The following is a 25,051-nucleotide window of genomic DNA, read 5'->3' as shown; positions in this document are numbered from 1 at the left end:
CGCCATGCCGCAGCCCTTCGAACTGCCCGCCTTCTACGTGCCGTATCCGGCGCGGCTGAACCCCCATCTGGAGCGGGCCCGCGCGCACACCCGGGAGTGGGCGCGCGGGATGGAGATGCTGGAGGGCTCGGGGATCTGGACCGAGGCCGACCTCGACGCCCACGACTACGCGCTGCTGTGCGCGTACACCCACCCCGACGCGAGCGGCCCCGAACTCGACCTGGTCACCGACTGGTACGTGTGGGTGTTCTTCTTCGACGACCACTTCCTGGACATCTTCAAGCGCAGCCAGGACATGGCCGGCGCCAAGGCGTACCTGGACCGGCTGCCCGCCTTCATGCCGGTGGACCTCGGTGCCGAAGGATCCGAGCTGCCCGAGCCGACCAACCAGGTGGAGGCCGGGCTCGCCGACCTGTGGGCCAGGACCGTGCCCACCATGTCGGAGGACTTCCGCCGCCGCTTCCACGAGAGCACCCGGCACCTGCTGGAGGAGTCGCTGTGGGAGCTGTCGAACATCAACGCCGGGCGCGTGGCGAACCCGATCGAGTACATCGAGATGCGCCGCAAGGTCGGCGGCGCCCCCTGGTCGGCGAACCTGATCGAGCACGCGGCGAACGCCGAACTGCCCGCCGGCGTCGCCGCCGAGCGCCCGCTGCGCGTCCTGCGCGACTGCTTCGCCGACGGCGTCCACCTGCGCAACGACCTCTTCTCGTACCAGCGGGAGATCGAGGAGGAGGGCGAGCTGTCCAACGCCGTCCTGGTGCTGGAACGCTTCCTCGACCTCGCCCCGCAGGAGGCCGCCGAGCGGGTCAACGACCTGCTCACCTCCCGGCTGCACCAGTTCGAGCACACCGCTCTCACCGAGGTCGAGCCGCTGCTGGACCGCCACCGGCTGGACCCCGCCGAGCGCATGGCCGTCTTCGCCTACGTCAAGGGCCTGCAGGACTGGCAGTCCGGCGGCCACGAGTGGCACCTGCGCTCCAGCCGCTACATGAACGGCGCGGACGCCGCCGCCCGCCGGGTCGGCGCCCTCGGCGGCCCCACCGGCCTGGGCACCTCCGCGGCGACGATCCTCGGCTCGCTCGCGGCCACCTTCCCGCAGCGGGCCCGCTCCTTCACGCACGCGCCCCACCGCGACACCTCCGACGTGCGGCGGCCGCAGATCCCGATGCCCTTCCCCACCACGCTCAGCCCGCACCTGGACGCCGCCCGCGCCCACAACCTGGCCTGGGCGCGCGAGGTCGGCATGCTCGAACCCGAGCCGGGCTACCCCGTGCCGGGCGGGCTGTGGAACGCGGTCAAACTCACCGACTACGACTTCGCGCTGTGCGCGGCCGGCATCCACCCGGACGCGGCCCCCGAGGAGCTGGACCTCACCACCGACTGGCTGACCTGGGGCACCTACGGCGACGACTACTACCCGATCGTCTTCGGCCGCGGCTCGGACATGGCCGCGGCCCGCATCGCCACCGACCGGCTGCGGCTGTTCATGCCGCTGGACGCCGGGCCCGTACCGCCGCCACTGACCACGCTGGAGCGGTCACTGGCCGACCTGTGGCAGCGCAGCGCCGTCCCGATGGCGCCCGAGGCCCGCCGCACCTTCCGCCAGGCGATCGAGGACATGTGCGAGAGCTGGCTGTGGGAGGTGGCCAATCAGAAGCAGAACCGGGTGCCGGACCCGGTGGACTACATCGAGATGCGCCGCAGCACCTTCGGCTCCGACCTGACGATGGCGCTGTCCCGGATCGGCCGCGGTGACGCGCTCGCCCCCGAGGTCTACCGGTCCCGCCCGGTACGGGCCATGGAGCTGGCCGCGCAGGACTTCGCCTGCCTGCTCAACGACGTGTTCTCCTACCGCAAGGAGATCGAGTTCGAGGGCGAGGTCCACAACGCGGTGCTGGTGGTGCAGAACTTCCTGGACTGCGGGCAGCAGCAGGCGATGGACGTCGTGGGCGACCTGATGGCCGCGCGGATGGCCGAGTTCCAGCGGGTCAGCGAACTCCAGCTACCGGCGCTCTTCGAGGAGTTCGGGCTCGAACAGGAGGCGCGTGACGCCCTGCTCGGCTACGTCCAGGAGCTGCGCGACTGGATGGCGGGCATCCTCACCTGGCACGAGGGCTGCCGGCGCTACCGCGAGGAGACCCTGCGCCGGGACTTCCCGCTCGTCCCCGACCAGCGGGACGCCCCCGAGGCCGCCGGGGTCCCCGCGGCGCTCTCGCCGACCGCCGGCACGGCCCGCCCCTGGCACACTCCGACCGGGCTGGGCACGGCCGCGGCGAGGCTGCCACTGCGGGCACGGTAGAGCCTCGGGCGGCACGCCGGTTCAGTAGCGGTAGGGGTCGTACGGGTCGGCGGGCTGATCGGTCTGCTCGGGCTGGTACGGCCCCTGCTGCTGCTCGTACGGGGACTGGTGCTGCTGCTGGGGGATGTACGGCTGCTGCTGGCCGTACTGGTCGTACCCGTAGCCGTAGCCGCCGTCCTGCTGCGGGTAGGGCTGCTGGGCCTGCTGCTGCCAGTCGCCCTGCTGCTGGCCGTAGCCGTAGCCGCTCGCGTCGTACGAGGCGGCGGGCTGCTCCTGGTAGCCGCCCTGCTCGTACCCTTGCTGGTATCCCTGCTGCTGGCCGGTCTGCTGGTCGTAGCCGGTCCAGCCGTCGTAGCCCTGGGCGCCGTAGCCCTCGTAGCCGCCGCTGGTGTACGGGTCGGCGGTGTAGGCGGTCTGGTGGTCGAAGACCGGGTACTCGCCGCTGTCGTCCTGCATGGGCATCGGCTGGTAGACCGGCGCCGGTCCCTGGGCGAGTTCGTCGGGCACCGGCGGCTGCGCCGGGGCCTCGTACGCGGCCTCGGCGGGCGCTGCCGCCGGGGCGGCCACCGGGGGCGCGGGAGCGGCCGACTCCGGCTCCACCGGGCCGACTTCGAGCGCCGGGTCGGCACCCGCCGGGCCCTTGCGGCGGCCCCGGTCGGACTCCGCGCGGTTGCCGATCGCCCAGCCCGTGGCGAACCCGCGCTTGTAGGACAGGGTCACGAAGCTCTGGCCGACGCCGAAGGCCACCGCACCCGCGGCTATGACGGCGATCTGCCGCTCGTAGACGCCGACGACCACCAGCATGAACCCCGCGAAGGCCAGCACCCGCCAGCGCAGCCGCGCCTTGTACTGCAGCAGCACCTCGCCCAGCAGCCACAGCGCGACGACGACGAACGCGACGTAGAGCACCGAGTAGCCCATGTGCCCACTTCCTCACCTAGTGCCGGAGGGTTCCGCCTACCTGGCCCGTTCCCCCGGGGAACTGCGTTCTGATCGTGATGCGGCAGGACGGTGGGCGGCCCGCGCCACGACGGGCGCCCGCCCACCAGGGCGCCCAGGATATCGACCGGGCGGCCGGGGTCACGCCGCCCGCTGGTGCAGCCCGAGGTTCTCGTAGATCTCCAGCGACGCGGTGGAGTGGTTGAGCGTGATGAAGTGCAGGCCGGGGATGTCCTCCGCCATCAGCCGGCGGCACATCTCGGTGGTGAACTCGATGCCGATCGCGCGGACGGCGGCGGGGTCGTCCTGCACGGCGAGGATGCGCTCGGCCAGCGCCGGCGGGAAGGGCGCGTTGCCCAGCTGGGAGAACCGCTCGATCTGCCGCACATTGGTCACCGGCATCACCTCGGGGATGATCGGCACCGGGCAGCCGGCCGCGTCCACCCGGTCCCGCAGCCGCAGGTAGGCGTCGGCGTCGAAGAACATCTGGGTGATCGCGAAATCCGCGCCGGCCCGGCACTTGTCGATGAAGTGGCGGGTGTCCTCGGCGGGGTCGGTGGAGCGCGGGTGCATCTCGGTGAAGGCGGCGACGCCGACGCAGAAGTCGCCGGACTCCTTGATCAGGCGGACCAGTTCGGCCGCGTAGGTCAGGCCCTGGGGGTGCGGCACCCACTCGCCCATCGGGTCGCCGGGCGGGTCGCCGCGCACGGCGAGCATGTTGCGGATGCCGGCGTCGGCGTACTGGCCGATGATGTTGCGCAGTTCGGCGACCGAGTGGTTCACGGCGGTCAGGTGCGCGCACGGGGTGAGCGTGGTGTCCGAGACGATGCGGTCGGTGGCGCGGACGGTGCCCTCGCGGGAGGAGCCGCCGGCGCCGTACGTCACCGAGACGAAGGTGGGCTGCACGGCCTCGATCCTGCGGATCGCCTGCCACAGGGTCCGCTCGCCCTTCTCCGTCCGCGGCGCGGCGAACTCGAACGAGTACGAGCGGCCGCCGCCCGCGAGGAGCTCACGGATCGTGAGGGCGCGGTCTGTCCGCGTGGAAGGTGTGCCCATGGCCATGCGGCCAGGCTAGCGGGTTTCCGGGTCCCCCTGAGCCGATGGGAACGGCGTCGCGCTTCGCCACCGGCCGGGAGGGGCACCCCCGTCCGCCCCGGACCACCGGCCAGTGGACGGCTGAGCGCACCGTTCCCCGCGCCCGCGGGCTTCACGCCAAGGCGGCACGGAGGGACTGGGCCGCCGTACAGGGGTCCGCGGACTCGGTGAGGGCGCGGACCACGACGATGCGGGTGGCACCCGCGGCCGTGACCTCGGGGAGGTTCGTCGGATCGATGCCGCCGATCGCGAACCAAGGGCGGGGGGTGGCCAGCGCAGCGGCATGCCGGACCAGGGCGAGACCGGGCGCCGGGCGGCCCGGCTTCGTGGGGGTGGGCCAGACCGGGCCCGTACAGAAGTAGTCGACGCCCGGCTCGACCGCCGCCGCGTCCACTTCCGCCGCCGAGTGGCACGAGCGGCCGATCAGGATGCCCTCGCCGAGGATGGCCCGGGCGTCGGCGACGGGCAGGTCGCCCTGGCCGAGGTGGAGCACGTCGGGCCGCGCGGCATGGGCGATGTCGGCGCGGTCGTTCACCGCGAGGAGTTTCCCGTGCCGCCGGCACGCCTCGGCGAGGACCGCGAGCGCCGCCAGCTCCTCGCGCGCCTCGATGCCCTTGTCGCGGAGCTGGATGATGTCCACTCCCCCGGCGAGCACCGCGTCGGCGAACTCCGCGAGGTCCCCGCGCCCGGCCCGGGCGTCGGTGCACAAGTAGAGCCGGGCGTCGGCGAGCCGGGCGCGGGCGTCGGTGGTTCCAGAAGCATCGGCAGCAGTGGTCATCCGGGTCCCCAGGTCGAAGCGCCCGGGGCGCCGCCGCCCGCGGGAGGGCGGCGGCAGCCGGTCCGGGCGCCGGCTACACGGCGAGCGCCTGCGCGCGGCGCTTCACCTCGGTGCCGCGATTCTCGCGCAGCGCCTGCGCGGGGGTGCCGGGCAGGGTCGGGTCCGGCGTGAAGAGCCACTCCAGGGCCTCCTCGTCCGTGAACCCGTCGTCCCGCAGGAGGGTCAGCGTGCCCGGGAGGCCCTTGATGATCTTCCCGTCCCCGATGAAGTCGCTGGGCACCATCAGGGCCTTGTTCTCCCCGCGGCGCACCGCGAGCAGCTGCCCTTCCTTGATCAGCGGCCGGATCCGGGTCACTTCGAGGCCGAGCCGCTCGGCCACCTCGGGCAGGGTGAGCCAGGAGGGGACGAGGGCGTCGACAGTTGCGTCAACCGACGAGAAAACAGTCACGGGGACAAGCCTGCCACCTGGGCCCGACAAGCGCTGCGGCACAGGGCCGTACGGGTCCGGTCCTCATCCCGCGCGCACGGCCGCCTTCAGCGGGACGGCCGGGTCCGCGGCCGGCCCCGGGTCCAGCTCCGCGCCGGCCGCGATCAGCTTGCGGGCCTGCGCCATGTCGCGCGGCCGCTCCACCGCGAGCAGCGCCACCAGCACCCCGCGGCGCAGCCACAGCACCGACCAGGACCCGCTCGCGAGGTCGCCGCGCTCCACCAGCGTGTCCTGCTCGCGGTGGAATCCGGCGTACTGCACGAACCGGCCGAACTGCTCGGACCAGAAGTAGGGCACCGGGTCGTACCGCTCGTCGCCGCCGAGCAGGTTCGCGGCGGCGGTGCGGGGGCCTTGGACGGCGTTGTCCCAATGGTGGACGAGCAGGCGGCGGCCGTAGCGGGCGGACGGGAAGGAGGCGCAGTCGCCGACCGCGTACACGCCCTCGGCGGTGGTGGCCAGGCGGTCGTCCGCGCGGACGGCGCCCTGCGGGTCCAGCGCCACACCGGAGCCGGCGAGCCAGCCGGTGGCCGGGTGGGCGCCGATGCCGACGACGACGCTGGCGGCGGCGAGGCGGCTGCCGTCGGCGAGGACGACTCCGCCGGGCTCCACGGCCGCCACGCGTGTGCCGGTGCGCAGTTCGACGCCGGCCTCCTCGTACCAGCGGGCCATATGGGTGGTCACGGAGGCGGGCAGGACGTCGGCGAGCGGGCGCTCCGCGGCCTCCACGACGGTGACCTCGCAGCCGGACTGGCGGGCCGCGGTGGCGAACTCCGCGCCGATCCAGCCGGCACCGACCACGACGACGCTTTCCTTCCGGTCCAGGACCGGGCGGAGCGCGACGGCGTCGTCCAGCGTGCGCAGCGGGTGGACGTGGTCCAGGCCGGTCGTGCCGGGCAGCGACAGGGCGTAGGCGCCGGTGGCCAGGACGAGCAGGTCGTACGGCAGCGGGCCGGCGTCCGTGATCAGCTCGCGGCGGTCCGTGCGGAGCGCTTGCGCGCGCAGGCCGAGGCGGAGTTCCACGCCGAGGTGGGCGAAGTCGACGTCGAAGCGGGTGTCGACGGGGGCCGCGGCCCCCTCCCCGCCCAGCAGCACCGCCTTCGACAGGGGCGGCCGGTCGTACGGGGCGTGCGGCTCGTCGCCCATCAGGGTGATGGGCCCGCGCCACCCTTGCCGGCGCAGCTCCACAGCCGTCTGCACCCCGGCCATCCCGGCCCCCACGATCACAACCCGCCGCGCCTCCACCACCCCAAGCTACCCTGCGAAGCCCTGCGGGCAGCCTCGGGAGTGGGGTTCCGCCGCACGTGGCGCCGAGTCGTCCTCCCCGGCCAGGCGTGCCGCTCCCGCCCGCGACCGGCCCACCACCGGCCGGTGGTCCGGGGCGGACCGGGCTGCCCCTCCCGGCCGGTGGCGAAGCCCGACACCGTACGCATGGCCGTCACCGCAGGCCGCAGGAAGTGCCCTTCGCGGGAGCGGTACCCCCTGGCGGGGAAAGGGCGGTGCCCTCGGCGCACAGGGCGCGGTGGACACCCGTAAGCTGAGCGCAGCGAAGACGCGGGAGCCCGGCGGACCGGGCTGAGAGGGCGGAGCTTGCCGCCGACCGTAAACACCTGATCCGGGTCATGCCGGCGAAGGGAGCAGCCGTAGCCCATGCGTACCCGAAAAGCGCAGGACCCGCCCGACGTGCTGGTGGTCGGAGGCGGCATCATCGGCCTGGTCACGGCCTGGCGGGCGGCCCAACGCGGCCTCGCCACGGCGGTGGCGGACCCCTCCCCGGGCGGCGGCGCCGCCCACGTCGCGGCGGGCATGCTCGCCGCGGTCACCGAACTGCAGTACGGCGAGCAGACGTTGCTCGACCTCAACCTCGCCTCGGCCGCCCGCTACCCGGACTTCGTGGCGGAGCTGACCGAGGCCACCGGCCTGGACACCGGTTACCGCACCTGCGGCACGCTCGCCGTGGCTCTGGACGCCGACGACCGCGCCCGGCTGCGCGAACTGCATGCGTTCCAGACCTCGTTGGGCCTGGAGTCCACCTGGCTCAGCGGCCGCGAGTGCCGCCGCCTGGAACCGCTGCTCGCCCCCGGTGTGCGCGGCGGCCTGCGGGTGGACGGCGACCACCAGGTCGATCCGCGGCGGCTGGCCGCGGCCCTGCTGCGGGCGGCCCAACTCGCGGGCGTCACCTTCCTGCGGGCCGCCGTGGCCCGCATGGTCTGCCGCGGCGACCGTGTCACCGGCGCGCGACTCACCGACGGCACCGAGGTGTCGGCAGAGCGCACCGTGCTCGCCGCGGGCAGCGAGAGCGGCCGGATCGAGGGGCTGCCGCCGGACGTGCTGCCGCCGGTCCGCCCGGTCAAGGGCCAGGTGCTGCGGCTGCGGGTGCCAGCCGCGCGTGCGCCGTTCCTGTCCCGTACGGTCCGCGCCGTGGTCCGCGGCAGCGACGTCTACCTGGTGCCGCGCGAGAACGGTGAACTCGTCCTCGGAGCCACCAGCGAGGAGTTCGGCTGGGACACCACCGTCACCGCCGGCGGCGTCTACGAACTGCTGCGTGACGCCCACGAGTTGGTGCCGGGCATCACCGAACTCCCGCTCACCGAGACCCTGGCGGGCCTGCGCCCGGGCTCCCCCGACAACGCCCCCCTGCTCGGCCCCACCGCGCTGCCCGGTCTGGTGGCGGCGACCGGCCACCACCGCAACGGGGTGCTGCTCACCCCGGTCACCGGCGACGTCCTCGCCGACGTGCTCGACAACGGCGAACTGCCCGACTACGCACGGCCGTTCACCCCCGTCCGGTTCGACCGGACCCACCAGGCCCACCAGGCCCACCAGGCCCATCAGGCCCCCGAGGTCCGTGAGGAGCAGCCCGCATGACCATCACCGTGCACGTGAACGGCGAGCGGCGCTCGCTGGCCGCCCCGCTCGGCCTGGACGCCCTCGTCGCCGAACTCACCAGCGCCCCCAAAGGCGTTGCGGCCGCACTCAACGACTCCGTGGTGCCGCGCTCGCGTTGGGCGGCCACGCCCGTCGGCGACGGCGACCGGGTGGAGATCCTCACCGCCGTGCAGGGAGGCTGAGCATGACCACCATCACGGACACCACAGGCGTCACCGGAAGTACGGCCACCGCCGACCCCTTGCGGATCGGCGACGCCGTCTTCGGCTCCCGGCTGATCATGGGGACCGGCGGGGCACCCAGCATGGAGGTGCTGGAGCAGGCGCTGGTCGCCTCCGGTACGGAGCTGACCACCGTGGCGATGCGGCGGCTCGACCCGGCGGTGAAGGGCTCGGTGCTCTCGGTCCTGGAGCGCAACGGGATCCGGGCGCTGCCCAACACGGCGGGCTGCTACACCGCGGGCGAGGCCGTCCTCACCGCGCGGCTGGCCCGCGAGGCGCTCGGCACCGACTGGGTGAAGCTGGAGGTCATCGCGGACGAGCACACGCTGCTGCCCGATCCGGTCGAACTCCTCGACGCGGCCGAGACGTTGGTCGACGACGGGTTCACGGTGCTGCCGTACACCAGTGACGATCCGGTGCTGGCGCGCAAGCTGGAGGATGTGGGGTGCGCGGCGGTCATGCCGCTCGGCTCGCCGATCGGGTCCGGGCTCGGCATCCGCAACCCGCACAACTTCGAGCTCATCGTGGAGCGCGCGGGGGTGCCGGTGATCCTCGACGCGGGGGCCGGTACGGCGTCGGACGCCGCGCTCGCCATGGAGCTCGGGTGCTCGGCGGTGATGCTCGCTTCCGCCGTCACCCGCGCCCAGCACCCCGCCCTCATGGCCGCGGCCATGCGCCACGCCGTCGCCGCCGGCCGCCTCGCCCACCGCGCCGGCCGCATCCCCCGCCGCCATTTCGCCCTGGCCTCCACCCCCACCACAGGCACCCTCGAACGGAACGGCTCCCCGCCGTAGGGCTCCCGTACGGTGCCGACTGCCGCCCGGTGAGGGGCTGTGGGGGCGCCCCGCACGAAGGGCAACGTTTTCAGGGGCGCTGGGGGTACCTCCTAGAAGAAGCGGCGCACCCCAGCGGCGACGAGCCCCCGTAAGCCGGCGCAGCGTTACCGTGTCACACCCAGGACACAGTACGTGGCGCTCCGCCCGAATGGCGCAAAGTGGCTCGTAGAATCGATCGCCGTGGACACCAGCGTGCAGGACCCGCTTGTCGGGCAGGTGCTCGACGGGCGCTACCGGGTCGAGGGGCGCATCGCCGTCGGGGGGATGGCGACGGTCTACCGTGCCGTGGACACCCGCCTGGACCGGCTGCTCGCGCTGAAGGTGATGCACCCCGCCCTCGCCACCGACACCGCGTTCGTGGAGCGCTTCATCCGCGAGGCGAAGGCGGTCGCGAAGCTGGCCCACCCGAACGTGGTCGGCGTCTTCGACCAGGGCACCGACGGCACGTACACATACCTGGCGATGGAGTACATCGCCGGCTGCACCCTGCGGGACGTGCTGCGCGAGCGCGGCGCCCTGCAGCCGCGCGCGGCCCTGGACATCCTGGAGCCGGTGCTCGCCGCGCTGGGCGCCGCCCACCGCGCCGGCCTGGTGCACCGCGACATGAAGCCGGAGAACGTGCTGATCGGCGACGACGGCCGGGTGAAGGTCGCCGACTTCGGCCTGGTCCGCGCGGTCGACACCCACACCAGCATCAGCACCGACAAGGTGCTCGGCACCGTGCACTACCTCGCCCCGGAGCAGATCGGCCGCGGCACCGTCGACCAGCGCACGGACGTGTACGCGTGCGGCATCGTGCTCTACGAGATGCTGACCGGCCGCAAGCCCTACCAGGGCGACACCCCGACGAAGGTGATGTTCGGCCACGTCAACGAGGACGTGCCGGCCCCCTCGGCGACCGTGCCCGCCATCGCGCCCGAACTCGACGCGCTGGTCTGCCGCGCGGCCGCCCGGCACCCGCAGGCGCGCCCGGCCGACGCCGTCGAACTGCTCGCCGAGGTGCGGGCCGTGCGCGCGGTGCTCAGCCCGGACGAGCTGGACGAGCGGCCCACCGATGTGCTGCCGCCGGTGCCCGTCGCCGAGCCCGGGCCCGCCGACGCGCTGCCGCCCGGCTCCGAGGAGCCGACCAGCGTGGTGCCGCTGCCGCAGGGCGCGGTCACCGACCGGACGGCCCGGCTGGTGCTGCCGCCGGAGCCGCCGGCTGCGGACCCCGTCCCCGGCGGCGGCCGGTCGCCACGCGGGCGGCGCGGCCCGCTCGCCGTGCTGGCGGCGCTGCTGGTGCTGCTCGGTGTCGGCGCGGCCGTCTGGTACATCAACGACGGGCAGTTCACCACCGTCCCCGGCGTGCTGTCGCTGCCGCAGGCCGAGGCGCAGAAGAAGCTCTCCAAGGCCGGGCTGGACACGAAGGTGGAGCAGGGCTTCTCGCTCACCGTGCCGCGCGGCAGCGTGATCTCGACCGACCCGGCGCCGGGCCGCCGCATCCGCGGCAACGGCACCGTGACGGTGACGGTCTCCAAGGGCCCCCAGCACGTGCAGGTGCCCGACGTACGGGGCCGGGACCTGGCGACCGCGCGCAAGGAGATCAAGGCCGCGGGCCTGGTGCCGGGCACGGTCGCGCAGGCGTTCAGCGCGGACGTGCCGCGCGGGCAGGTGATCGCCACCGATCCGGCCGGCGCCACCGAGCGCTCCCCCGGCACGCCGATCGCCCTCACCGTCTCGCGCGGCGCCCCGGTGGACGTGCCGGACGTGATCGGCGAGTCGGTGACCGACGCCCAGCAGGACCTGGAGTCGGCCGGGCTCAAGGTCGTGCTCGCCCCGGGCAAGGTCTTCTCCGACCGCGCCGACAAGGACAAGGTCGCGTTGGAGACGCCGGACGCGGGCACCCGGGCGGGCACCGGCGACTCGGTGACGATCACGGTCTCCAAGGGCCAGCAAATGTTCGACGTGCCGGACGTCACCGGCCAGGACGTCGGCGACGCCAAGCAGACCCTGCAGGCCGCCGGGTTCAAGGTCCAGGTGATCACCATCTTCTTCGGCAGCACCGTCTTCAGCCAGTCGCCGGACGGCGGCGGGCAGGCGCCCAAGGGTGCGACCGTGACGCTCTGGGTCCGCTGATCCCTTGGCCGCCGTCTCCTCCCCGTCGTCACCCATGGCACCCATGGCACCCGTGTCCCCGTCGTTCCCGTCGTCCCCGCCGCTCTCCCCGGTCGGTGCCCACGTCCCCGTCGCCGGGGGCCTGGCCGCCAAGGGCCTGGCGTACGCGACGCGGATCGGCGCGCAGGCCCTCCAGGTCTTCGTCGCCAACCCGCGGGCCTGGGCGACCGGCCCCGGCAGCCCCGCGCAGGACGCCGAGTTCCGCGACCGGTGCGCCGAGCGCGGCCTGCCGGTGTACGTCCACGCGCCCTACCTGATCAACTTCGGCTCGCACACGGCCGCCACGGTGGACCTGTCGGTCGCCTCACTGCGGCACTCGCTGCGCCGGGGCCGCGAGATAGGGGCCCGCGGGGTCGTCGTGCACACCGGTTCGGCCACCGGCGGGCGCACCCGCGAGGCCGCGCTCCTCCAGATCCGCGAGCGGGTGCGGCCGCTGCTGGCGGAGCTGACGCACGAGGACGACCCCTGGCTGCTTCTGGAGCCCACAGCGGGCCAGGGCTTCTCGCTGTGCTCGCTCGCCGAGGACCTCGGCCCCTACATGGACGCGCTGGAGCGGCACCCGAAGCTCGGGGTGTGCCTGGACACCTGCCACGTCTTCGCGGCCGGACACGACCTCGCGGCGCCCTCCGGTGTGGCCGACACCCTGGCCCGTATCGAAGCGGCGGCCGGGCCCGGGCGGGTGCGGCTGGTGCACGCGAACGACTCGAAGGCGGGGTGCGGGTCGCACCTGGACCGGCACGAGAACATCGGCCGCGGGCGGATCGGCTCGCCCGCGTTCGCCGAGCTTCTTGCCCACCCGTCGCTCGCGGGGGTGCCCTTCGTCATCGAGACGCCGGGCGGCCCCGACGGCCACGCGGCCGATGTGGAGCTGCTCCGGTCGCTGCGGCCGTAGCGGGCGCGGAGCCGGCTGCCGCCGGCCGGGCCGCGAGGGGCGCTACAGCTCCGGACCGTCGCCGGGGGATTCCTGGTAGGTGAAGCGCTGCTCCTGCCAGGGGTCGGCGAGGTTGTGGTAGCCGCGCTCCTCCCAGAAGCCGCGGCGGTCGGTCGTCATGTACTCGATGCCGCGGACCCACTTGGGGCCCTTCCAGGCGTAGAGGTGGGGGACGACCAGGCGGGCGGGGAAGCCGTGCTCCGCGGTCAGGGGCTGGCCGCTCTCGTGGGTGGCGAAGACGGTCTGCGGGTCGAGGAAGTCGCTCAGCCGCAGGTTCGCCGAGAAGCCGTACTCGGCCCAGACCATGACATGCGTGACGTCGTCCGCGGGCGGCGCGAGCTTCGCGACGGTGGCCGCGGCGATCCCGCCCCACTCCATGCCGCGCATCGAGAAGCGGGTGACGCAGTGGAAGTCGGCGATCACCGTGGCGTAGGGCAGCGCCGAGAACTCCTCGTGGTTCCACGCGGTGCGGCCGCCGTCGGCGGTGGCGCCGAAGACCCGGAAGTCCCAGCGGTCGGGGCGGAAGCGCGGCACCGGCCCGTAGTGCGTGACCGGCCAGCCCCGCTGGGGCCGCTGCCCCGGCGGAAGCCCCTCCTCCCGGTGCTCGTCCCGACCCATGCCTCCATGGTGACAGACCGGGCGCCATGCTCCCGACCCGGACTGCCCATACCTGTGGATAACTGTCGAAAACCCCTACATCACCTAAGCGTGCACTTACTGGATCGAACCGGCCCGTAGTGCGAGGATGCCGCCCACCATCCGCTGTGCGAACGGGAAGGACCGCCATGCAGGGCGACCCCGAGGTCATCGAGTTCCTCAACGAACAGCTGACCGCCGAGCTGACCGCCATCAACCAGTACTTCCTGCACGCCAAGATGCAGGAGAACTTCGGCTGGCTGAAGCTCGCGACGTACACGCGTGCGGAGTCCTTCGACGAGATGCGGCACGCCGAACTGCTCACCGACCGCATCCTGCTGCTGGACGGCCTGCCGAACTACCAGCGGCTCTTCCACGTACGGGTCGGGCAGAGCGTCACCGAGATGTTCCAGGCGGACCGGATGATCGAGGTCGAGGCGATCGACCGGCTGCGCCGCGGGGTCGAGGTGATGCGGGCCAGGAGTGACATCACCTCGGCAAAGATCTTCGAGTCGATCCTGAAGGACGAGGAGCACCACATCGACTATCTCGACACCCAGCTCGCGCTGGTGGAGAAGCTGGGCGAGCCGCTCTACCTCGCGCAGGTGATCAAGCAGCCCGAGAGCTAGCCGGCCGATGGGCTGCTGCCGGCAGGACAGCGGGCGGGGCGGCCGGCCCGGGCCGCGGCGTGCCCAGCGGCTCCGGCTGCGGCACCGGCGGCAGCTCCGGCCCTGCCTGCGGCCGCAGTTGCGGCCCCGGCTCCAGGCGGGCCCACGTCACGCACGCGTCGCCCCGGCCCAGCAGGGCCTGGATGCGGCGCACGCACGAACCGCAGTCCGTGCCGGCCTTGCAGGCGGAGGCGATCTGCCGCGGGGTGCAGCGCCCGGCGTCGGCGTGCTGCTTGACCTGCTCTTCGGTGATGCCGAAGCAGGAGCAGACGAACACGCGGTCACCGCCGATCCGGGGCACAGGGGTACCGGCGGGCGCTGACCTGCGCCGACGGGACACCACGAGGTACTGAGGTAACCCTTACCTTAGCCGGAGGCCGGCGGGGAGGAAAAGCCGCGAGGGGCACGGATCGGTGTGATCCGCGCCCCTCTTTGCCGCAGCCGGGCCTGCCGCAGCCGACCCCCGGAGCCGGGCGGCCGGGGTCACTGCCCCCGGTACATCTCCGCGACCAGGAACGCCAGGTCCAGCGACTGGCTGCGGTTGAGCCGCGGGTCGCACGCCGTCTCGTAGCGCTGGTGGAGGTCGTCGACGAAGATCTCGTCGCCGCCGCCGACGCACTCGGTGACGTCGTCGCCGGTCAACTCGACGTGGATGCCGCCGGGGTGGGTGCCCAGCGCGTGGTGCACCTCGAAGAAGCCCTTGACCTCGTCCAGCACGTCGTCGAACCGGCGGGTCTTGTGGCCGGAGGCCGCCTCGAAGGTGTTGCCGTGCATCGGGTCGCTGACCCAGGCCACCTGGGCGCCGGAGGCGGTGACTTTCTCCACCAGCGTGGGCAGCTTGTCGCGCACCTTGTCCGCGCCCATGCGCACCACGAAGGTGAGCCGGCCGGGCTCGCGGTCCGGGTCGAGGCGGTCGATGTAGCCGAGCGCCTCCTCCGGGGTGGTGGTCGGGCCGAGCTTGATGCCGATCGGGTTGCTGATCCGGGAGGCGAACTCGATGTGCGCGCCGTCCATCTGCCGGGTGCGCTCGCCGATCCACACCATGTGCGCGGACACGTCGTACAGCCGGCCGGTGCGCGAGTCGGTGCGGGTCAGCGCCGTCTCGTAGTCCAGCAGCAGTGCCTCGTGCGAGGAGTAGAACTCCACCGTGCGGAACTCGGCCGGGTCGATGCCGCAGGCGGCCATGAAGTTCAGCGCGCTGTCGATCTCGCGGGCCAGCGCCTCGTACCGCTGGCCGGAGGGCGAGGACTTCACGAAGTCCTGGTTCCAGGCGTGCACCTGGCGCAGGTCGGCGTACCCGCCGGTGGCGAAGGCGCGCACCAGGTTCAGCGTGGCCGAGGACGCGTGGTACATCCGCTTGAGCCGCTGCGGGTCCGGCACGCGGGCCTCGGCGGTGAACTCGAAGCCGTTGACGGAGTCGCCGCGGTAGGTGGGCAGGGTCACCCCGTCGCGGGTCTCGGTGGGCTTGGAGCGCGGCTTGCTGTACTGGCCGGCGATCCGGCCGACCTTGACCACCGGGACCGAGGCCGCGTACGTGAGCACCGCTCCCATCTGGAGCAGCGTCTTGAGCTTGTTGCGGATCTGGTCCGCGCCCACGGCGTCGAACGCCTCCGCGCAGTCGCCGCCCTGGAGCAGGAACGCCTCGCCCCTGGCCACAGCCGCCATCCGGCTGCGCAACTGGTCGCACTCCCCCGCGAACACGAGCGGCGGATACGAGGCGAGGTCGGCGATCACGTCGCGCAGAGCCTCGGGGTCCGGCCATTCGGGCTGCTGCGCCGCGGGAAGGGAGCTCCAGGTGTTGGCACCGGCAAGGGTGTCTGCAGTCACGGTCACGGCTCCAACTTTACGGGGTCGTTTCCCGCTGCCCAGGCGCCGACCATTAGATGAGATGCCCTCCGGCGGGGGTGGGGTCGAGGGGAACGGGGTGCGTGCGGGCGGTGCGCACGGCACCGGACCACCGCGGGCGCGGGTGGCGGCGCGGGCCCGCCGCAGGACACAGGGTGCGTACCCGCCCGGTGGCAGACCCTCGCGTGACGGCCGCAAGTGCACGGGGCGACGGCGCGGACGGGAGCGCGGCGGCATGCAGTCATCGCAGATGTGGAGGTGCGGTGGCGCACGGTGCTCGGCGCCGCGGGGCCGGGAGCGGGGCGGTATACGGTCCGCGGGTGCGGTATGGTCGGCGGCATGTTCGCGTCGATCACCGGCACCTGCTGGCGGACCGCTCCTCCGGCGGCCCGCTGAATCGCGCGTTCCAGCACTTCGCGAAGGCCGCCCCCAGGGGCGGCCTTCGGCGTCTGCGGACGGCCGCCCCTTCCCGTTCCCGCCCGGGTGAGCGCCCGGGCACGTGAGGAAGGAAGCCCGCCGTGTCCCGCATCCCCGCCGGCACCGCGCCCCAGGCACCCGAGCCGCCCCAGTCGCCCCCGTCGGCCCATTCGACCCCGTCGGCCCCGTCGGCCCCGTCGGCCCCATCGCCCCTGAGCGCGGCCGATCGGCTCGTCGCCCGGCTGCTCGACCCCGCCTGCCCGCCCTTCGCCCTGCTGCGCCGCCGATCCCCCGGCCGCCCGCACGACGTGGTCGAGGTGCTGCTCGGCCCGGTCGAGCACGCCGAGCGGCTCGCCGACATCGCGCTGCCGCACGGCCCCTCCGGCGCCGCCGGGCCCGACGCCCTGGTCCTCGTCCCCTTCCGGCAGATCCGCGAGCGCGGCTTCGACGTCCACGACGACGGCACCCCGCTCGCCGTCCTGCGCCCGCGGGAGTACGAGGAGCTGCCGCTGCCCGGCCTGCTCGACGCGCTGGCGGCCCGCGTCCCGGCCGGCGTGACCGTCGAGGACGGCGGCTTCGACCTCGATGACGAGGCGTACGAGGAGGTCGTACGGCGGGTGGTGGCCGAGGAGATCGGCCGCGGCGAGGGCGCCGACTTCGTGATCCGCCGCACCTTCCGCGGCCGGGTGCCGCAGTGGGGCCCGGCCGCCGCGCTCGCCCTCTTCGCCCGGCTGCTGCGCGGCGAGCGCGGCGCCTACTGGACGTACGTGGTGCACACCCCCGAGCGGACCCTGGTCGGCGCCAGCCCGGAGGCCCACGTGCGGATGGCCGGCGGGACGGTCGTCATGAACCCGATCAGCGGCACCTACCGCTATCCCGAGGGCGGCCCCTCGGCCGAGGGCCTGCTCGCCTTCCTGCGTGACCCGAAGGAGGTGGAGGAGCTGACGATGGTGGTGGACGAGGAGCTGAAGATGATGTGCACCATCGGCGACCTGGGCGGCGTGGTGGTGGGCCCGCGGCTGAAGGAGATGGCGCACCTGGCGCACACCGAGTACGAACTGCGCGGCCGCTCCACCCTGGACGTGCGCGAGGTGCTGCGCGAGACGCTGTTCGCCGCCACCGTCACCGGCTCGCCCGTGCAGAACGCCTGCCGGGTGATCGAGCGGCACGAGCCGCGCGACCCGGACGGCGCCGGGCGCGGCTACTACGGCGGGGCGCTGGCCCTGATCGGCCGCGACGCGGGCGGCGGGCAGACCCTGGACGCGCCGATCCTGATCCGTACCGCCGACATCGCCCCGGACGGCGGGCTGAAGCTGCCGGTGGGCGCCACTCTCGTCCGCGGCTCCGACCCCGCGGCGGAGGCGGCCGAGACGCGGGCCAAGGCGGCCGGCGTGCTCACCGCGCTCGGCGTGCGGCAGGCCGCGCCCGGCCCCGCCGCGGGGCCCCGGCCGAAGCTCGCCGACGACATCCGGGTGCGGGCAGCGCTGGACGCCCGGCGGGCGCACCTGGCGCCCTTCTGGCTGCGGATGCGCGACCGCGGCGGCGACGGCCCGCTGTCCGGGCACGCGCTGGTGGTGGACGGCGAGGACACCTTCACCGCGATGCTCGCGCACGTGCTGCGCTCCTCGGGGCTCGCGGTGACGGTGCGCCGCTACGACGAGCCGGGGCTGCGCGCCGCCGCGCTCGGCCACGACGGTCCGGTCGTGCTGGGCCCGGGCCCCGGTGACCCGGGCGACGCGGCCGACCCCAAGATGCGGTTCCTGCGGGACCTCACCGCGGACCTGGTGCGCCACCACCGGCAGGGGCTGCTCGGGGTGTGCCTGGGCCACGAGCTGCTGGCCGCGGAGTTCGGCCTGGACCTGGTCCGCAAGGAGCGGCCCTTCCAGGGCGCCCAGCTGGCGATCGACTTCTTCGGGCGCCGGGAGACGGTCGGCTTCTACAGCTCCTTCACCGCCCGGTGCGACGACGCGGCCGCCGAAGAGCTGGCCATGCACGGCATCGCACTGAGCCGCGACCCGGCGTCAGGCGACATCCACGCGCTGCGGGGCGGCCACTTCGCGGGCGTCCAGTTCCACCCGGAGTCGGTGCTGACGCTGAACGGGGCGGCGCTGGTGGCGGAGCTGCTGTCGGGGGTGACGGCGCCGAGCGGCGCGGCGGAGCGGCGGTAGGGCTCCGCTGGCGGGCGGGACGGGGGTGGGCCCGGAGCGGCCGGGGCCGGACCGGGGACGGACGACGCGCAGCCGGGCCGTCCCGGTCCGGGGCCAGCGCGGGTCCGGGGCCAGCGCGGGTCCGGGGCCGGAGGGACCCGGCGGCCGGTGCGGCCCCGCCCCGGCCCCCGCGGTTCCGTGCGGCACGGGGAGTTCGGCAGCGCGGAGGGCTCGCGTCGCACGGCCGGTTCCGGGGCCGCTCGTCCCTCCTGCCGAGCCGTCTTGCCTCCCGCTAGGCCGTCTCGCCGAACTGCCCCGCGTGCAGGGGCAGTTCGGTCGTCACGGGGGCGGCGAGGACCGGGCCGATCAGGGTGAGCACCTCGGCGATCATCGTGTACTCGTCCGCCGTGCCGTCCACCACGAGGTCGGCGAGGCGGCGGGCGGGGGCCACGTGCGCGGCGTGCCGCTCCCGCCCGCTGGCGAGGTAGTTGAGCAGGGAGATCCGCGGGTCCTGGTCCAGGATCTCGATCTTGCGCAGGATCTTGCGGGCCAGCCGGATGTCATCGGGCGTGTCGACGTAGACCCGCCAGTCGGCCCGCAGCCTCACCGCCTCCAGCGTCAGGGCGAACAGGCCCTCCACGACGACCAGCCGGTACTGCCCGGCGCCGGTCATCGCGTCCAGCGCGTCGGCGACCGCGGCCGCGTCGATGGAGCCGGGGTGGTTCCAGTCGAGCGTCTCGGCGCCGGTGGCGCTCAAGGTGCGCACCCCGCGCCGGGGATCGTGCGCGGGGACGTAGAAGTCGTCGAGGTGCAGGAGGCCGACGGCCTCCGGGTGGTGCCGCGCCAGCGCGTCGGCAAGCGTGGACTTGCCGGACGCGGTGCCGCCTGCGACCGCCAGTACGGGCACGTGCTGCCCTGCTGCCACACCCGTCATGCGGGCGCTCCTTCAAAGTGCTCAAGGACGAACGAAGCGGCCGGACGAGCCGGGTGCAGGGATGGTAGGGCGGGTGGATCGGCTACGGCAAGCGCCGTACGTCATGCGTCGGCGGTGTCCTGGTCGTCACCGTCCAGGCCGCGCTCGATGGCGTAGCGGACCAGCTCCACGCGGTTGTGCAACTGGAGCTTGCCGAGGGTGTTCTGGACGTGGTTCTGCACGGTGCGGTGGGAGATGACCAGGCGGGCGGCGATCTGCTTGTAGCTCAGGCCCTTGGCGACCAGCCGCAGCACCTCGGTCTCGCGCTCGGTCAGCCGGGGCGCGGCGGGCTCGTCGGGGGCGGCGGAGGCGGGCTCGGTGGCGAGCCGGCGGTACTCGCCGAGCACGAGGCCGGCCAGGCCCGGGGTGAAGACGGGGTCGCCGGCGGCGGTCCTGCGCACGGCGTCCACGAGTTCGTCGCGGCCGGCGGACTTGAGCAGGTATCCGGTGGCGCCGGATTTCACGGCCTCCAGGACGTCGGTGTGCTCGCCGCTCGCGGAGAGCACGAGCACCCGGAGCGCGGCGTCGTGGGCGACGGCCTCCTTGCACACCTGCACCCCCGAGGCACCGGGCAGGTTGAGGTCGAGCACGAGCACCTGCGGCCGGGCGGCGCGGGCCCGCCGGACCGCCTCGGGTCCGTCCCCCGCGGTGGCCACCACTTCGAACCCGGCCTCGGTCAGGTCGCGCGCGACCGCGTCCCGCCACATTGGATGGTCGTCCACGACCATCACGGTCACCGGCTTCTCGGCGCCGTCGCCTCCGGCGGTGCCCAGGGTCATCCTCGACCTCCCATGTCGTCGTGCCTACCCCCTGCCCCCAGCCGCCCCGCGGAACCCTTCCCCCTGCCCCGGGCCCCTCCAACTCCGCGGTCCCCCATCACCCCGCCCGCCCTTACGTCCCCTTCTCCCGCCCAACCGGGCCCGCCGCGACCACGGACACCGACCCCACGCGTCGGCGCCCCACCCGACCCCCGGCTCCCCGACCCGAGCCGGCGCCCAAGCCCCGCCACACTAATGCCCCACCGACGCCCCGAACGCCCGCGGCCGCCCGGGACAGGGTTCCTGTGCTGTAGAGCCGGAACCGGACGGGCCGCCCCGATCACCGAGACACCGAGCGGGCGCCACCTAGTGGCGGGGGAGGCGGAGTTCCACTTCGGTGCCTTGGCCGGGGAGGGAGAGGACTTCGGCGGTGCCGCCCAGGTCGCGGAGGCGGCCGCGGATGGATTGGGCCACGCCCAAGCGGCCCTCGTCGGCTGCCGCGGCCAGGCGGCCCTCGGGGATGCCCGGGCCGTCGTCCCGGACCGTGACCAGGACCGCGTCCGGCTCGTCCTCGACGAGTATCCAGGCGTGCGCCTCCTCGCCCGCGTGGGTGCGGACGTTGTCCAGCGCCGCCGCCACCGCCGCCGTCAGCTCGCCCGCCGCCACCGGGTCCAGCAGGACCGGCGTGCCCGGCGCGGACAGGGTGACCCGGGCGGAGGCGTGCGGGGCGAGCAGGGCGCGCAGGTCCCGGGGGCCGGCCGGCTCCGCGGCACCGTCCGGGGTGGGCGCGGGCACCAGCGGGTCGCCCGTGATCAGCGAGCGCAGCGCCGCCTCCTGCTCCCCCGCGAGCCGGCCCAGCTCGGCCGCCTCCCCGCCGGCCCGGTCACCGCGCCGCTGCACCATCGCCAGCACCTGGAGCACCCCGTCGTGGATGTCGCGGGCCAGCCGCTCGCGCTCACGGGTGGCGGCCTCGATCTGCAGCGCCCGGGCCAGCGTCCGCTCGCTGGCCCGGGCGACCTCCACCACGTAGCCGATCGCGATGGCCGCGATCCACACCAGGACCAGGTTGTGCAGGGTGTCCCGGCTGGGCGTGCCGCGCTCGGCGATGTCCGCCGCGGCCACCACGGAGGCAGCCGAGGCAGCCCACCGCCAGCCGCCCTTGATCGCGAAGGCCAGCACCGAGCCCGCGGTCCAGATCGACGGCAGCGTGAAGGCGCCGGATTCGATGTGCGCGCGGTCGTAGACCCACAGCGTCATCAGGATGCCCGCGACGGCGAGAGCGAGGTCGGCCACCAGGAAGGTCCGGGTGCAGTGCGCGGCGTCCCGCAGCTTGCCCGCGGTGGCGAGCGTCCACACCGCGAGGACGGCCATGTAGACGCCGGCGGGCAGCGGGTGGCGCAGGTCGCCGTACGAGTGGACGTAGATCGCGACCGCATACCCGCAGGTCAGGATGCGGTACGCGAGCAGGGCACGCCACAGCGGCCGCTCCACGGACATCGCTGCCCCACCCCTCCCCCGTTGCTGCCGAAGCACCAGCCAACGCCAAAGCGGTGGCCCTGCGCAAACGCCTGACGCCGACCTCCAGGCCGGGCGCCTACGCCTGGCGCCGATGGCCGACGCTCAGGGCCCGACGCCAACGCCCGCGGCCGACGTCCAGGGCCGACGCCAACGCCAGCGACCGACGCCCCACGCGCCACGCGCCGACCGAAGCCGACGCTGTGACCGACGCCCAGCGTCCAGGACCGCCCGTCGCCCACGCCCGGCGTGAGTGCCGAACGCTCGGCGGGCAAGAGCCCCGTGGCTGCGCCGTCAAAGGCCGAGCGGCAGCCCTACTTCGTCGCGGCCCCGCCGCCCGTACCCGTCGAGCCTGCCGTACCCGTCGAACCCGTCGAACCCGCCGTGCCTCCGGCGCCCCCGCCATCCCCCGCACCCGCGGGACCCGCCGTACCCGTCGAACCCCCGGCTTCCCCCGCACCCGCCGAACCCGGCCCCGGGCCCGGCGCCGCGCCCTTGCCCCCCGTGCCGCCCCCCGCGCTCGCCTCCGCTGCCGCCGCCTTCGCGGCCTCCGCGATCTGCCGCTTCGCGGCCGTCGCGTAGATGTCCACGTATTCCTGCCCGGACAGCTTCATGATCTCGTACATCACCTCGTCGGTGACCGAGCGCAGGATGAAGCGGTCGGACTCCATGCCGCGGTAGCGGCTGAAGTCCAGCGGGCGGCCGATGCGGATGCCGGGGCGGATCGACAGCTTCGGCATCACCTGGCCGACCGGCTGCACCTTCTCGGTGTCGATCATCGCCACCGGGATCACCGGGGCGCCGGTGGCCAGCGCCACCCGGGCCAGGCCGCCGGGCTTGCCGCGGTAGAGCCGCCCGTCGGGCGAGCGGGTGCCCTCGGGGTAGATCCCGAACAGCTCGCCGCGCTCCAGCACCGCGATGCCGCTGCGCACCGCCGCCTCGCCGGCGCCGCGCGCCCCCGAGCGGTCCACCGGCAGCTGGCCGACGCCCTTGAAGAACGCGGCGGTGAGCTTGCCCTTGACCCCCGGCGTCGTGAAGTACTCCGCCTTGGCGATGAAGGTGACCTTGCGGTCGAGCACGGCGGGCAGGAAGAAGGAGTCGGAGAAGGACAGGTGGTTGCTGGCGAGGATCGCCGGACCCTCCGCCGGGATGTTCTCGATGCCCTCCACCCACGGGCGGAAGGCGGCCTTGATCGGCTTGCCGAGAACGATCTTCATCGCGCCGTAGAACAACCCTGCCTCCTGTTGCCGTCGCGATGACCTTAACCCCCCGGAGGTCCGGGAGGGCTTACCCGTGAGGATCGGGTCCGCGTACGCTGAACATCCGACGTTCGTGTACCCGCGTACGCCTCGTTGAACAGGAGATCCACGGTGCCGCTCATGCCCGGAGCCGAACCGTACCGCCACGAGGGCGGTGAGACCGGTGTCCTGCTCTGCCACGGCTTCACCGGAACGCCGCAGTCGCTTCGGCCCTGGGCCGAGTACCTGGCCGGGCGGGGCCTGACGGTGTCGCTGCCGCTCCTGCCCGGGCACGGCACCCGCTGGCAGGACATGCAGGCCACCGGCTGGCCGGACTGGTACGCCGAGGTCGACCGGGAGTTCCGCAGACTCTCCGCCACCTGTTCGCGGGTGTTCGTGTGCGGGCTGTCCATGGGCGCCACCCTGTCGCTGCGGCTCGCCCAGAAGCACGGCACGGCGGTGGCCGGCCTGGTGCTGGTGAACCCGTCGGTGAAGGCCGACAGCTGGCAGCTCAAGGCCGTGCCCGTGATCCGGCACGTCGTCCCCTCGGTGGCCGGCATCGCCAGCGACATCGCCCGGAAGGGCGCGGGCGAGCTGGGCTACGACCGCACCCCGCTGCACGCCGTGCACTCGCTGACCGCCCTGTGGCGCACGGTCCGCGCCGGCCTGCCCCAGGTCACCCAGCCGGTGCTGCTCCTGCACAGCCGGGAGGACCACGTCGTCCACCCCTCCAACTCCGCGGTGCTGCTGGGCCGGATCTCCTCGGTGGACGTCACCGAGCGGGTCCTGGAACGCAGTTACCACGTGGCCACGCTCGACAACGACGCCGAGCTGATCTTCGCCGAGTCCTACGACTTCGTGCAGCGGCTGTCCGTGCCCGCGGCAGCCGAGGAAGGTAGCGCCGGTGGCTGACGCCGACCGCGAGGACGAGGGCGCGGCGCCCCTCGACGAAGACGCCGCATGGGCCGCCCTGGTGGCCGGCTTCGACGCGGAGCCCGACCCCGGGGCGGCGGCGTCCTGGCCCGAGGCGGAGAACGTGCCGGAGGGCGACGCCGAGGTCAAGGAGCCGCCGAGCGCGAAGAACCCCGCGGCCGTGGCCCCGCCGCCCACCCGCAGCATCGTCATCCACCCGGTGATCGCCGGGCCGCGCAACTACGAGCTGGAGGACGACGAGGAGGACGCGCACTTCGTGCCGCCCGAGCCGCCGCCGCTGCCCGACGCGGACCTGACGACGAAGTTCGCCTGGATCGCGGTCCTCGGCGGGCCCCTCCTGCTCTTCGCCTTCGTCCTCCTGCAGTTGGACCTCGCCTGGTGGGTGATCCTCGTCGGCGTCGGGGGGTTCCTGGGCGGCTTCGCCACTCTTGTCGCGCGGATGCGCACGGGGGAGGACGACGACGACCTTCCCGGCGGCGGAGCCGTCGTATAGGGGTGTGGCGTACGGCCTTCGGGGCGCCGGAACCACCCCGGCCGGGTCGGGCTAGGCCGGCACCTGCAGGGTCGCCAGTACGGGGAGATGGTCCGTCGCCGCGCGGAGGTCGGCCGCGTGGACACCCGGGAGCGGGGTCGGCACCCCGCACGCGAGGGGGCGGACCCCATGGGAGCAGAAGATCGCGTCGATGCGTTGCCGCGGCGCGCCCGCCGGAGACGTGCACTCCTCCCCCCACGGCGCCACGGCGAAGGCGTCGGTGAGGGTGCCCGCGAGGCGGCGGAAAGCGGGCCCGTCCGGCCGTTCGTTGATGTCCCCGCCGACCACCGCGTGCTCGGCCCCCATCGCCGCCACCCGGTCGAGCAGCAGCTCCGCCTGGGCGCGGCGCTCGCGCGCCTGGAGGGACAGGTGCGCGGACAGGACCGAGAAGCGGGCGCCGCCGACCCGGACCACGGCGGTGGCGAAGCCGCGCCGGTGGAGCCCCGGGGTGTGCGGCAGCAGCACGTCCTCGGCGCGCTCGACCTCGACCCGCAGTGACGCGAGGACCATCGGGCCGGTGGCGGGCGCGCCGCCGGTGACGTAGAAGAGCCCGCTCGCGTGGGCGAGGCGCGCCGCGGCCTTGCGCCAGCGGAAGAACCGCGGGGCCTCCTGGACGAGGACGAGGTCGGGGGCGCAGGCACGGATCACCCGGGCCAGCGCCGCCTCGTCGTCCCGCAGCGAGCGGACGTTGTAGCTCAGTACGCGGACGACCGCCGAGTCCCCCGGTGCGGTGGAACTCGGCAGATCCGCCACGGCTGTG

General features: G+C 74.1%; 23 protein-coding genes and 1 riboswitch. Of the genes, 10 read left to right on the top strand and 13 right to left on the bottom strand.

Annotated elements, in window-relative coordinates; genetic code table 11:
• The first annotated feature begins 4 nt into the window (after window positions 1-4).
• The gene (locus BLR33_RS12975) at window positions 5-2,302 is read left to right on the top strand and encodes a terpene synthase family protein (RefSeq protein ID WP_093784544.1); all 2,298 of its coding nucleotides are present in this window, start codon (window positions 5-7) and stop codon (window positions 2,300-2,302) included.
• Window positions 2,303-2,323: 21 nt separating this feature from the next.
• Here BLR33_RS12975 and BLR33_RS12970 read toward each other — a convergent pair whose 3' ends face one another.
• The 5 genes from BLR33_RS12970 to BLR33_RS12950 form a co-directional block, all read right to left on the bottom strand.
• Complete coding sequence (locus BLR33_RS12970) at window positions 2,324-3,223, bottom strand: hypothetical protein (protein ID WP_093784543.1); 900 nt, start codon at window positions 3,221-3,223, stop codon at window positions 2,324-2,326.
• Between the two features lie 159 nt (window positions 3,224-3,382).
• Window positions 3,383-4,303: a methylenetetrahydrofolate reductase [NAD(P)H] gene (gene metF, locus BLR33_RS12965; RefSeq protein WP_093784542.1), complete on the bottom strand. Its 921-nt coding sequence runs from the start codon at window positions 4,301-4,303 to the stop codon at window positions 3,383-3,385.
• A 145-nt stretch (window positions 4,304-4,448) separates the two neighbouring features.
• Entirely contained in the window at window positions 4,449-5,114 is a 666-nt protein-coding gene (gene thiE / locus BLR33_RS12960; protein WP_093784541.1) for a thiamine phosphate synthase, read from the bottom strand.
• A gap of 73 nt (window positions 5,115-5,187) precedes the next feature.
• Window positions 5,188-5,562: an Rv2175c family DNA-binding protein gene (locus BLR33_RS12955; RefSeq protein ID WP_093784540.1), complete on the bottom strand. Its 375-nt coding sequence runs from the start codon at window positions 5,560-5,562 to the stop codon at window positions 5,188-5,190.
• A gap of 63 nt (window positions 5,563-5,625) precedes the next feature.
• On the bottom strand, window positions 5,626-6,843 hold the full coding sequence (locus tag BLR33_RS12950; RefSeq protein WP_265737032.1) for an NAD(P)/FAD-dependent oxidoreductase: 1,218 nt from the start codon (window positions 6,841-6,843) through the stop codon (window positions 5,626-5,628).
• Between the two features lie 308 nt (window positions 6,844-7,151).
• Window positions 7,152-7,236, top strand: a riboswitch (TPP riboswitch).
• A gap of 12 nt (window positions 7,237-7,248) precedes the next feature.
• On the opposite strand from BLR33_RS12950, the gene thiO reads away from it, so the two are divergent.
• The 5 genes from thiO (at window position 7,249) to BLR33_RS12925 (ending at window position 12,590) form a co-directional block, all read left to right on the top strand.
• Window positions 7,249-8,466, top strand: coding sequence for a glycine oxidase ThiO (gene thiO, locus BLR33_RS12945; RefSeq protein ID WP_093784539.1), 1,218 nt, complete (start codon window positions 7,249-7,251; stop codon window positions 8,464-8,466).
• Window positions 8,463-8,669 (top strand): sulfur carrier protein ThiS, encoded by a 207-nt coding sequence (gene thiS / locus BLR33_RS12940; protein ID WP_093784538.1) that lies wholly within the window; start codon window positions 8,463-8,465, stop codon window positions 8,667-8,669. Before thiO ends, thiS begins: the two co-directional genes overlap by 4 nt.
• Window positions 8,670-8,671: 2 nt before the next feature.
• On the top strand, window positions 8,672-9,502 hold the full coding sequence (locus BLR33_RS12935) for a thiazole synthase (protein WP_093784537.1): 831 nt from the start codon (window positions 8,672-8,674) through the stop codon (window positions 9,500-9,502).
• Between the two features lie 222 nt (window positions 9,503-9,724).
• Window positions 9,725-11,659, top strand: a complete 1,935-nt coding sequence (gene pknB / locus BLR33_RS12930) for a Stk1 family PASTA domain-containing Ser/Thr kinase (RefSeq protein ID WP_093784536.1) — start codon at window positions 9,725-9,727, stop codon at window positions 11,657-11,659.
• Window positions 11,660-11,702: 43 nt separating this feature from the next.
• On the top strand, window positions 11,703-12,590 hold the full coding sequence (locus BLR33_RS12925; protein ID WP_093784535.1) for a deoxyribonuclease IV: 888 nt from the start codon (window positions 11,703-11,705) through the stop codon (window positions 12,588-12,590).
• A gap of 42 nt (window positions 12,591-12,632) precedes the next feature.
• Here the strand turns inward: BLR33_RS12925 and BLR33_RS12920 are convergent, their stop codons facing one another.
• Window positions 12,633-13,247 (bottom strand): molybdopterin-dependent oxidoreductase, encoded by a 615-nt coding sequence (locus BLR33_RS12920; RefSeq protein ID WP_093784534.1) that lies wholly within the window; start codon window positions 13,245-13,247, stop codon window positions 12,633-12,635.
• Window positions 13,248-13,414: 167 nt separating this feature from the next.
• Between BLR33_RS12920 and bfr the strand changes: the two genes are divergently transcribed.
• A complete protein-coding gene (gene bfr / locus BLR33_RS12915) occupies window positions 13,415-13,894 on the top strand; it encodes a bacterioferritin (protein ID WP_093784533.1) in 480 nt (159 codons plus the stop codon).
• Here bfr and BLR33_RS12910 read toward each other — a convergent pair.
• Together BLR33_RS12910 and BLR33_RS12905 are read right to left on the bottom strand one after the other, a co-directional pair.
• The gene (locus BLR33_RS12910) at window positions 13,875-14,210 is read right to left on the bottom strand and encodes a (2Fe-2S)-binding protein (protein ID WP_176930265.1); all 336 of its coding nucleotides are present in this window, start codon (window positions 14,208-14,210) and stop codon (window positions 13,875-13,877) included. The two genes, bfr and BLR33_RS12910, sit on opposite strands and share 20 nt — an antisense overlap.
• A gap of 206 nt (window positions 14,211-14,416) precedes the next feature.
• Window positions 14,417-15,766 carry a class II 3-deoxy-7-phosphoheptulonate synthase gene (locus BLR33_RS12905; RefSeq protein WP_093784531.1) on the bottom strand — a complete coding sequence of 450 codons (1,350 nt, stop codon included), beginning with the start codon at window positions 15,764-15,766 and terminating at the stop codon, window positions 14,417-14,419.
• Between the two features lie 641 nt (window positions 15,767-16,407).
• Between BLR33_RS12905 and BLR33_RS12900 the strand changes: the two genes are divergently transcribed.
• Entirely contained in the window at window positions 16,408-18,363 is a 1,956-nt protein-coding gene (locus tag BLR33_RS12900; RefSeq protein WP_093784791.1) for an anthranilate synthase family protein, read from the top strand.
• A 271-nt stretch (window positions 18,364-18,634) separates the two neighbouring features.
• Here the strand turns inward: BLR33_RS12900 and BLR33_RS12895 are convergent, their stop codons facing one another.
• The 4 genes from BLR33_RS12895 to BLR33_RS12880 form a co-directional block, all read right to left on the bottom strand.
• Window positions 18,635-19,276, bottom strand: coding sequence for a uridine kinase family protein (locus BLR33_RS12895; protein WP_093784530.1), 642 nt, complete (start codon window positions 19,274-19,276; stop codon window positions 18,635-18,637).
• 101 nt (window positions 19,277-19,377) lie between these two features.
• Complete coding sequence (locus BLR33_RS12890; RefSeq protein ID WP_093784529.1) at window positions 19,378-20,094, bottom strand: response regulator; 717 nt, start codon at window positions 20,092-20,094, stop codon at window positions 19,378-19,380.
• A gap of 345 nt (window positions 20,095-20,439) precedes the next feature.
• Window positions 20,440-21,570: a MacS family sensor histidine kinase gene (gene macS, locus BLR33_RS12885; protein ID WP_093784528.1), complete on the bottom strand. Its 1,131-nt coding sequence runs from the start codon at window positions 21,568-21,570 to the stop codon at window positions 20,440-20,442.
• A gap of 332 nt (window positions 21,571-21,902) precedes the next feature.
• Window positions 21,903-22,805 (bottom strand): lysophospholipid acyltransferase family protein, encoded by a 903-nt coding sequence (locus tag BLR33_RS12880; protein ID WP_245771373.1) that lies wholly within the window; start codon window positions 22,803-22,805, stop codon window positions 21,903-21,905.
• A 153-nt stretch (window positions 22,806-22,958) separates the two neighbouring features.
• Here BLR33_RS12880 and BLR33_RS12875 point away from each other — a divergent pair, with 153 nt between their 5' ends.
• Window positions 22,959-23,738 carry an alpha/beta hydrolase gene (locus tag BLR33_RS12875; protein WP_093784527.1) on the top strand — a complete coding sequence of 260 codons (780 nt, stop codon included), beginning with the start codon at window positions 22,959-22,961 and terminating at the stop codon, window positions 23,736-23,738.
• Complete coding sequence (locus BLR33_RS12870; protein ID WP_093784526.1) at window positions 23,731-24,252, top strand: hypothetical protein; 522 nt, start codon at window positions 23,731-23,733, stop codon at window positions 24,250-24,252. Before BLR33_RS12875 ends, BLR33_RS12870 begins: the two co-directional genes overlap by 8 nt.
• Before the next feature lie 51 nt (window positions 24,253-24,303).
• On the opposite strand, the gene BLR33_RS12865 is transcribed toward BLR33_RS12870, so the two are convergent.
• Entirely contained in the window at window positions 24,304-25,044 is a 741-nt protein-coding gene (locus BLR33_RS12865; RefSeq protein WP_093784525.1) for an endonuclease/exonuclease/phosphatase family protein, read from the bottom strand.
• Between the last annotated feature and the right edge of the window lie 7 nt (window positions 25,045-25,051).

Origin of the sequence: Actinacidiphila guanduensis (assembly GCF_900103985.1) — a bacterium.
GTDB lineage: Bacteria > Actinomycetota > Actinomycetes > Streptomycetales > Streptomycetaceae > Actinacidiphila > Actinacidiphila guanduensis.
Note: the sequence above shows the minus strand (reverse complement) of the source record. Positions and strands in the feature narration are given on the sequence as shown.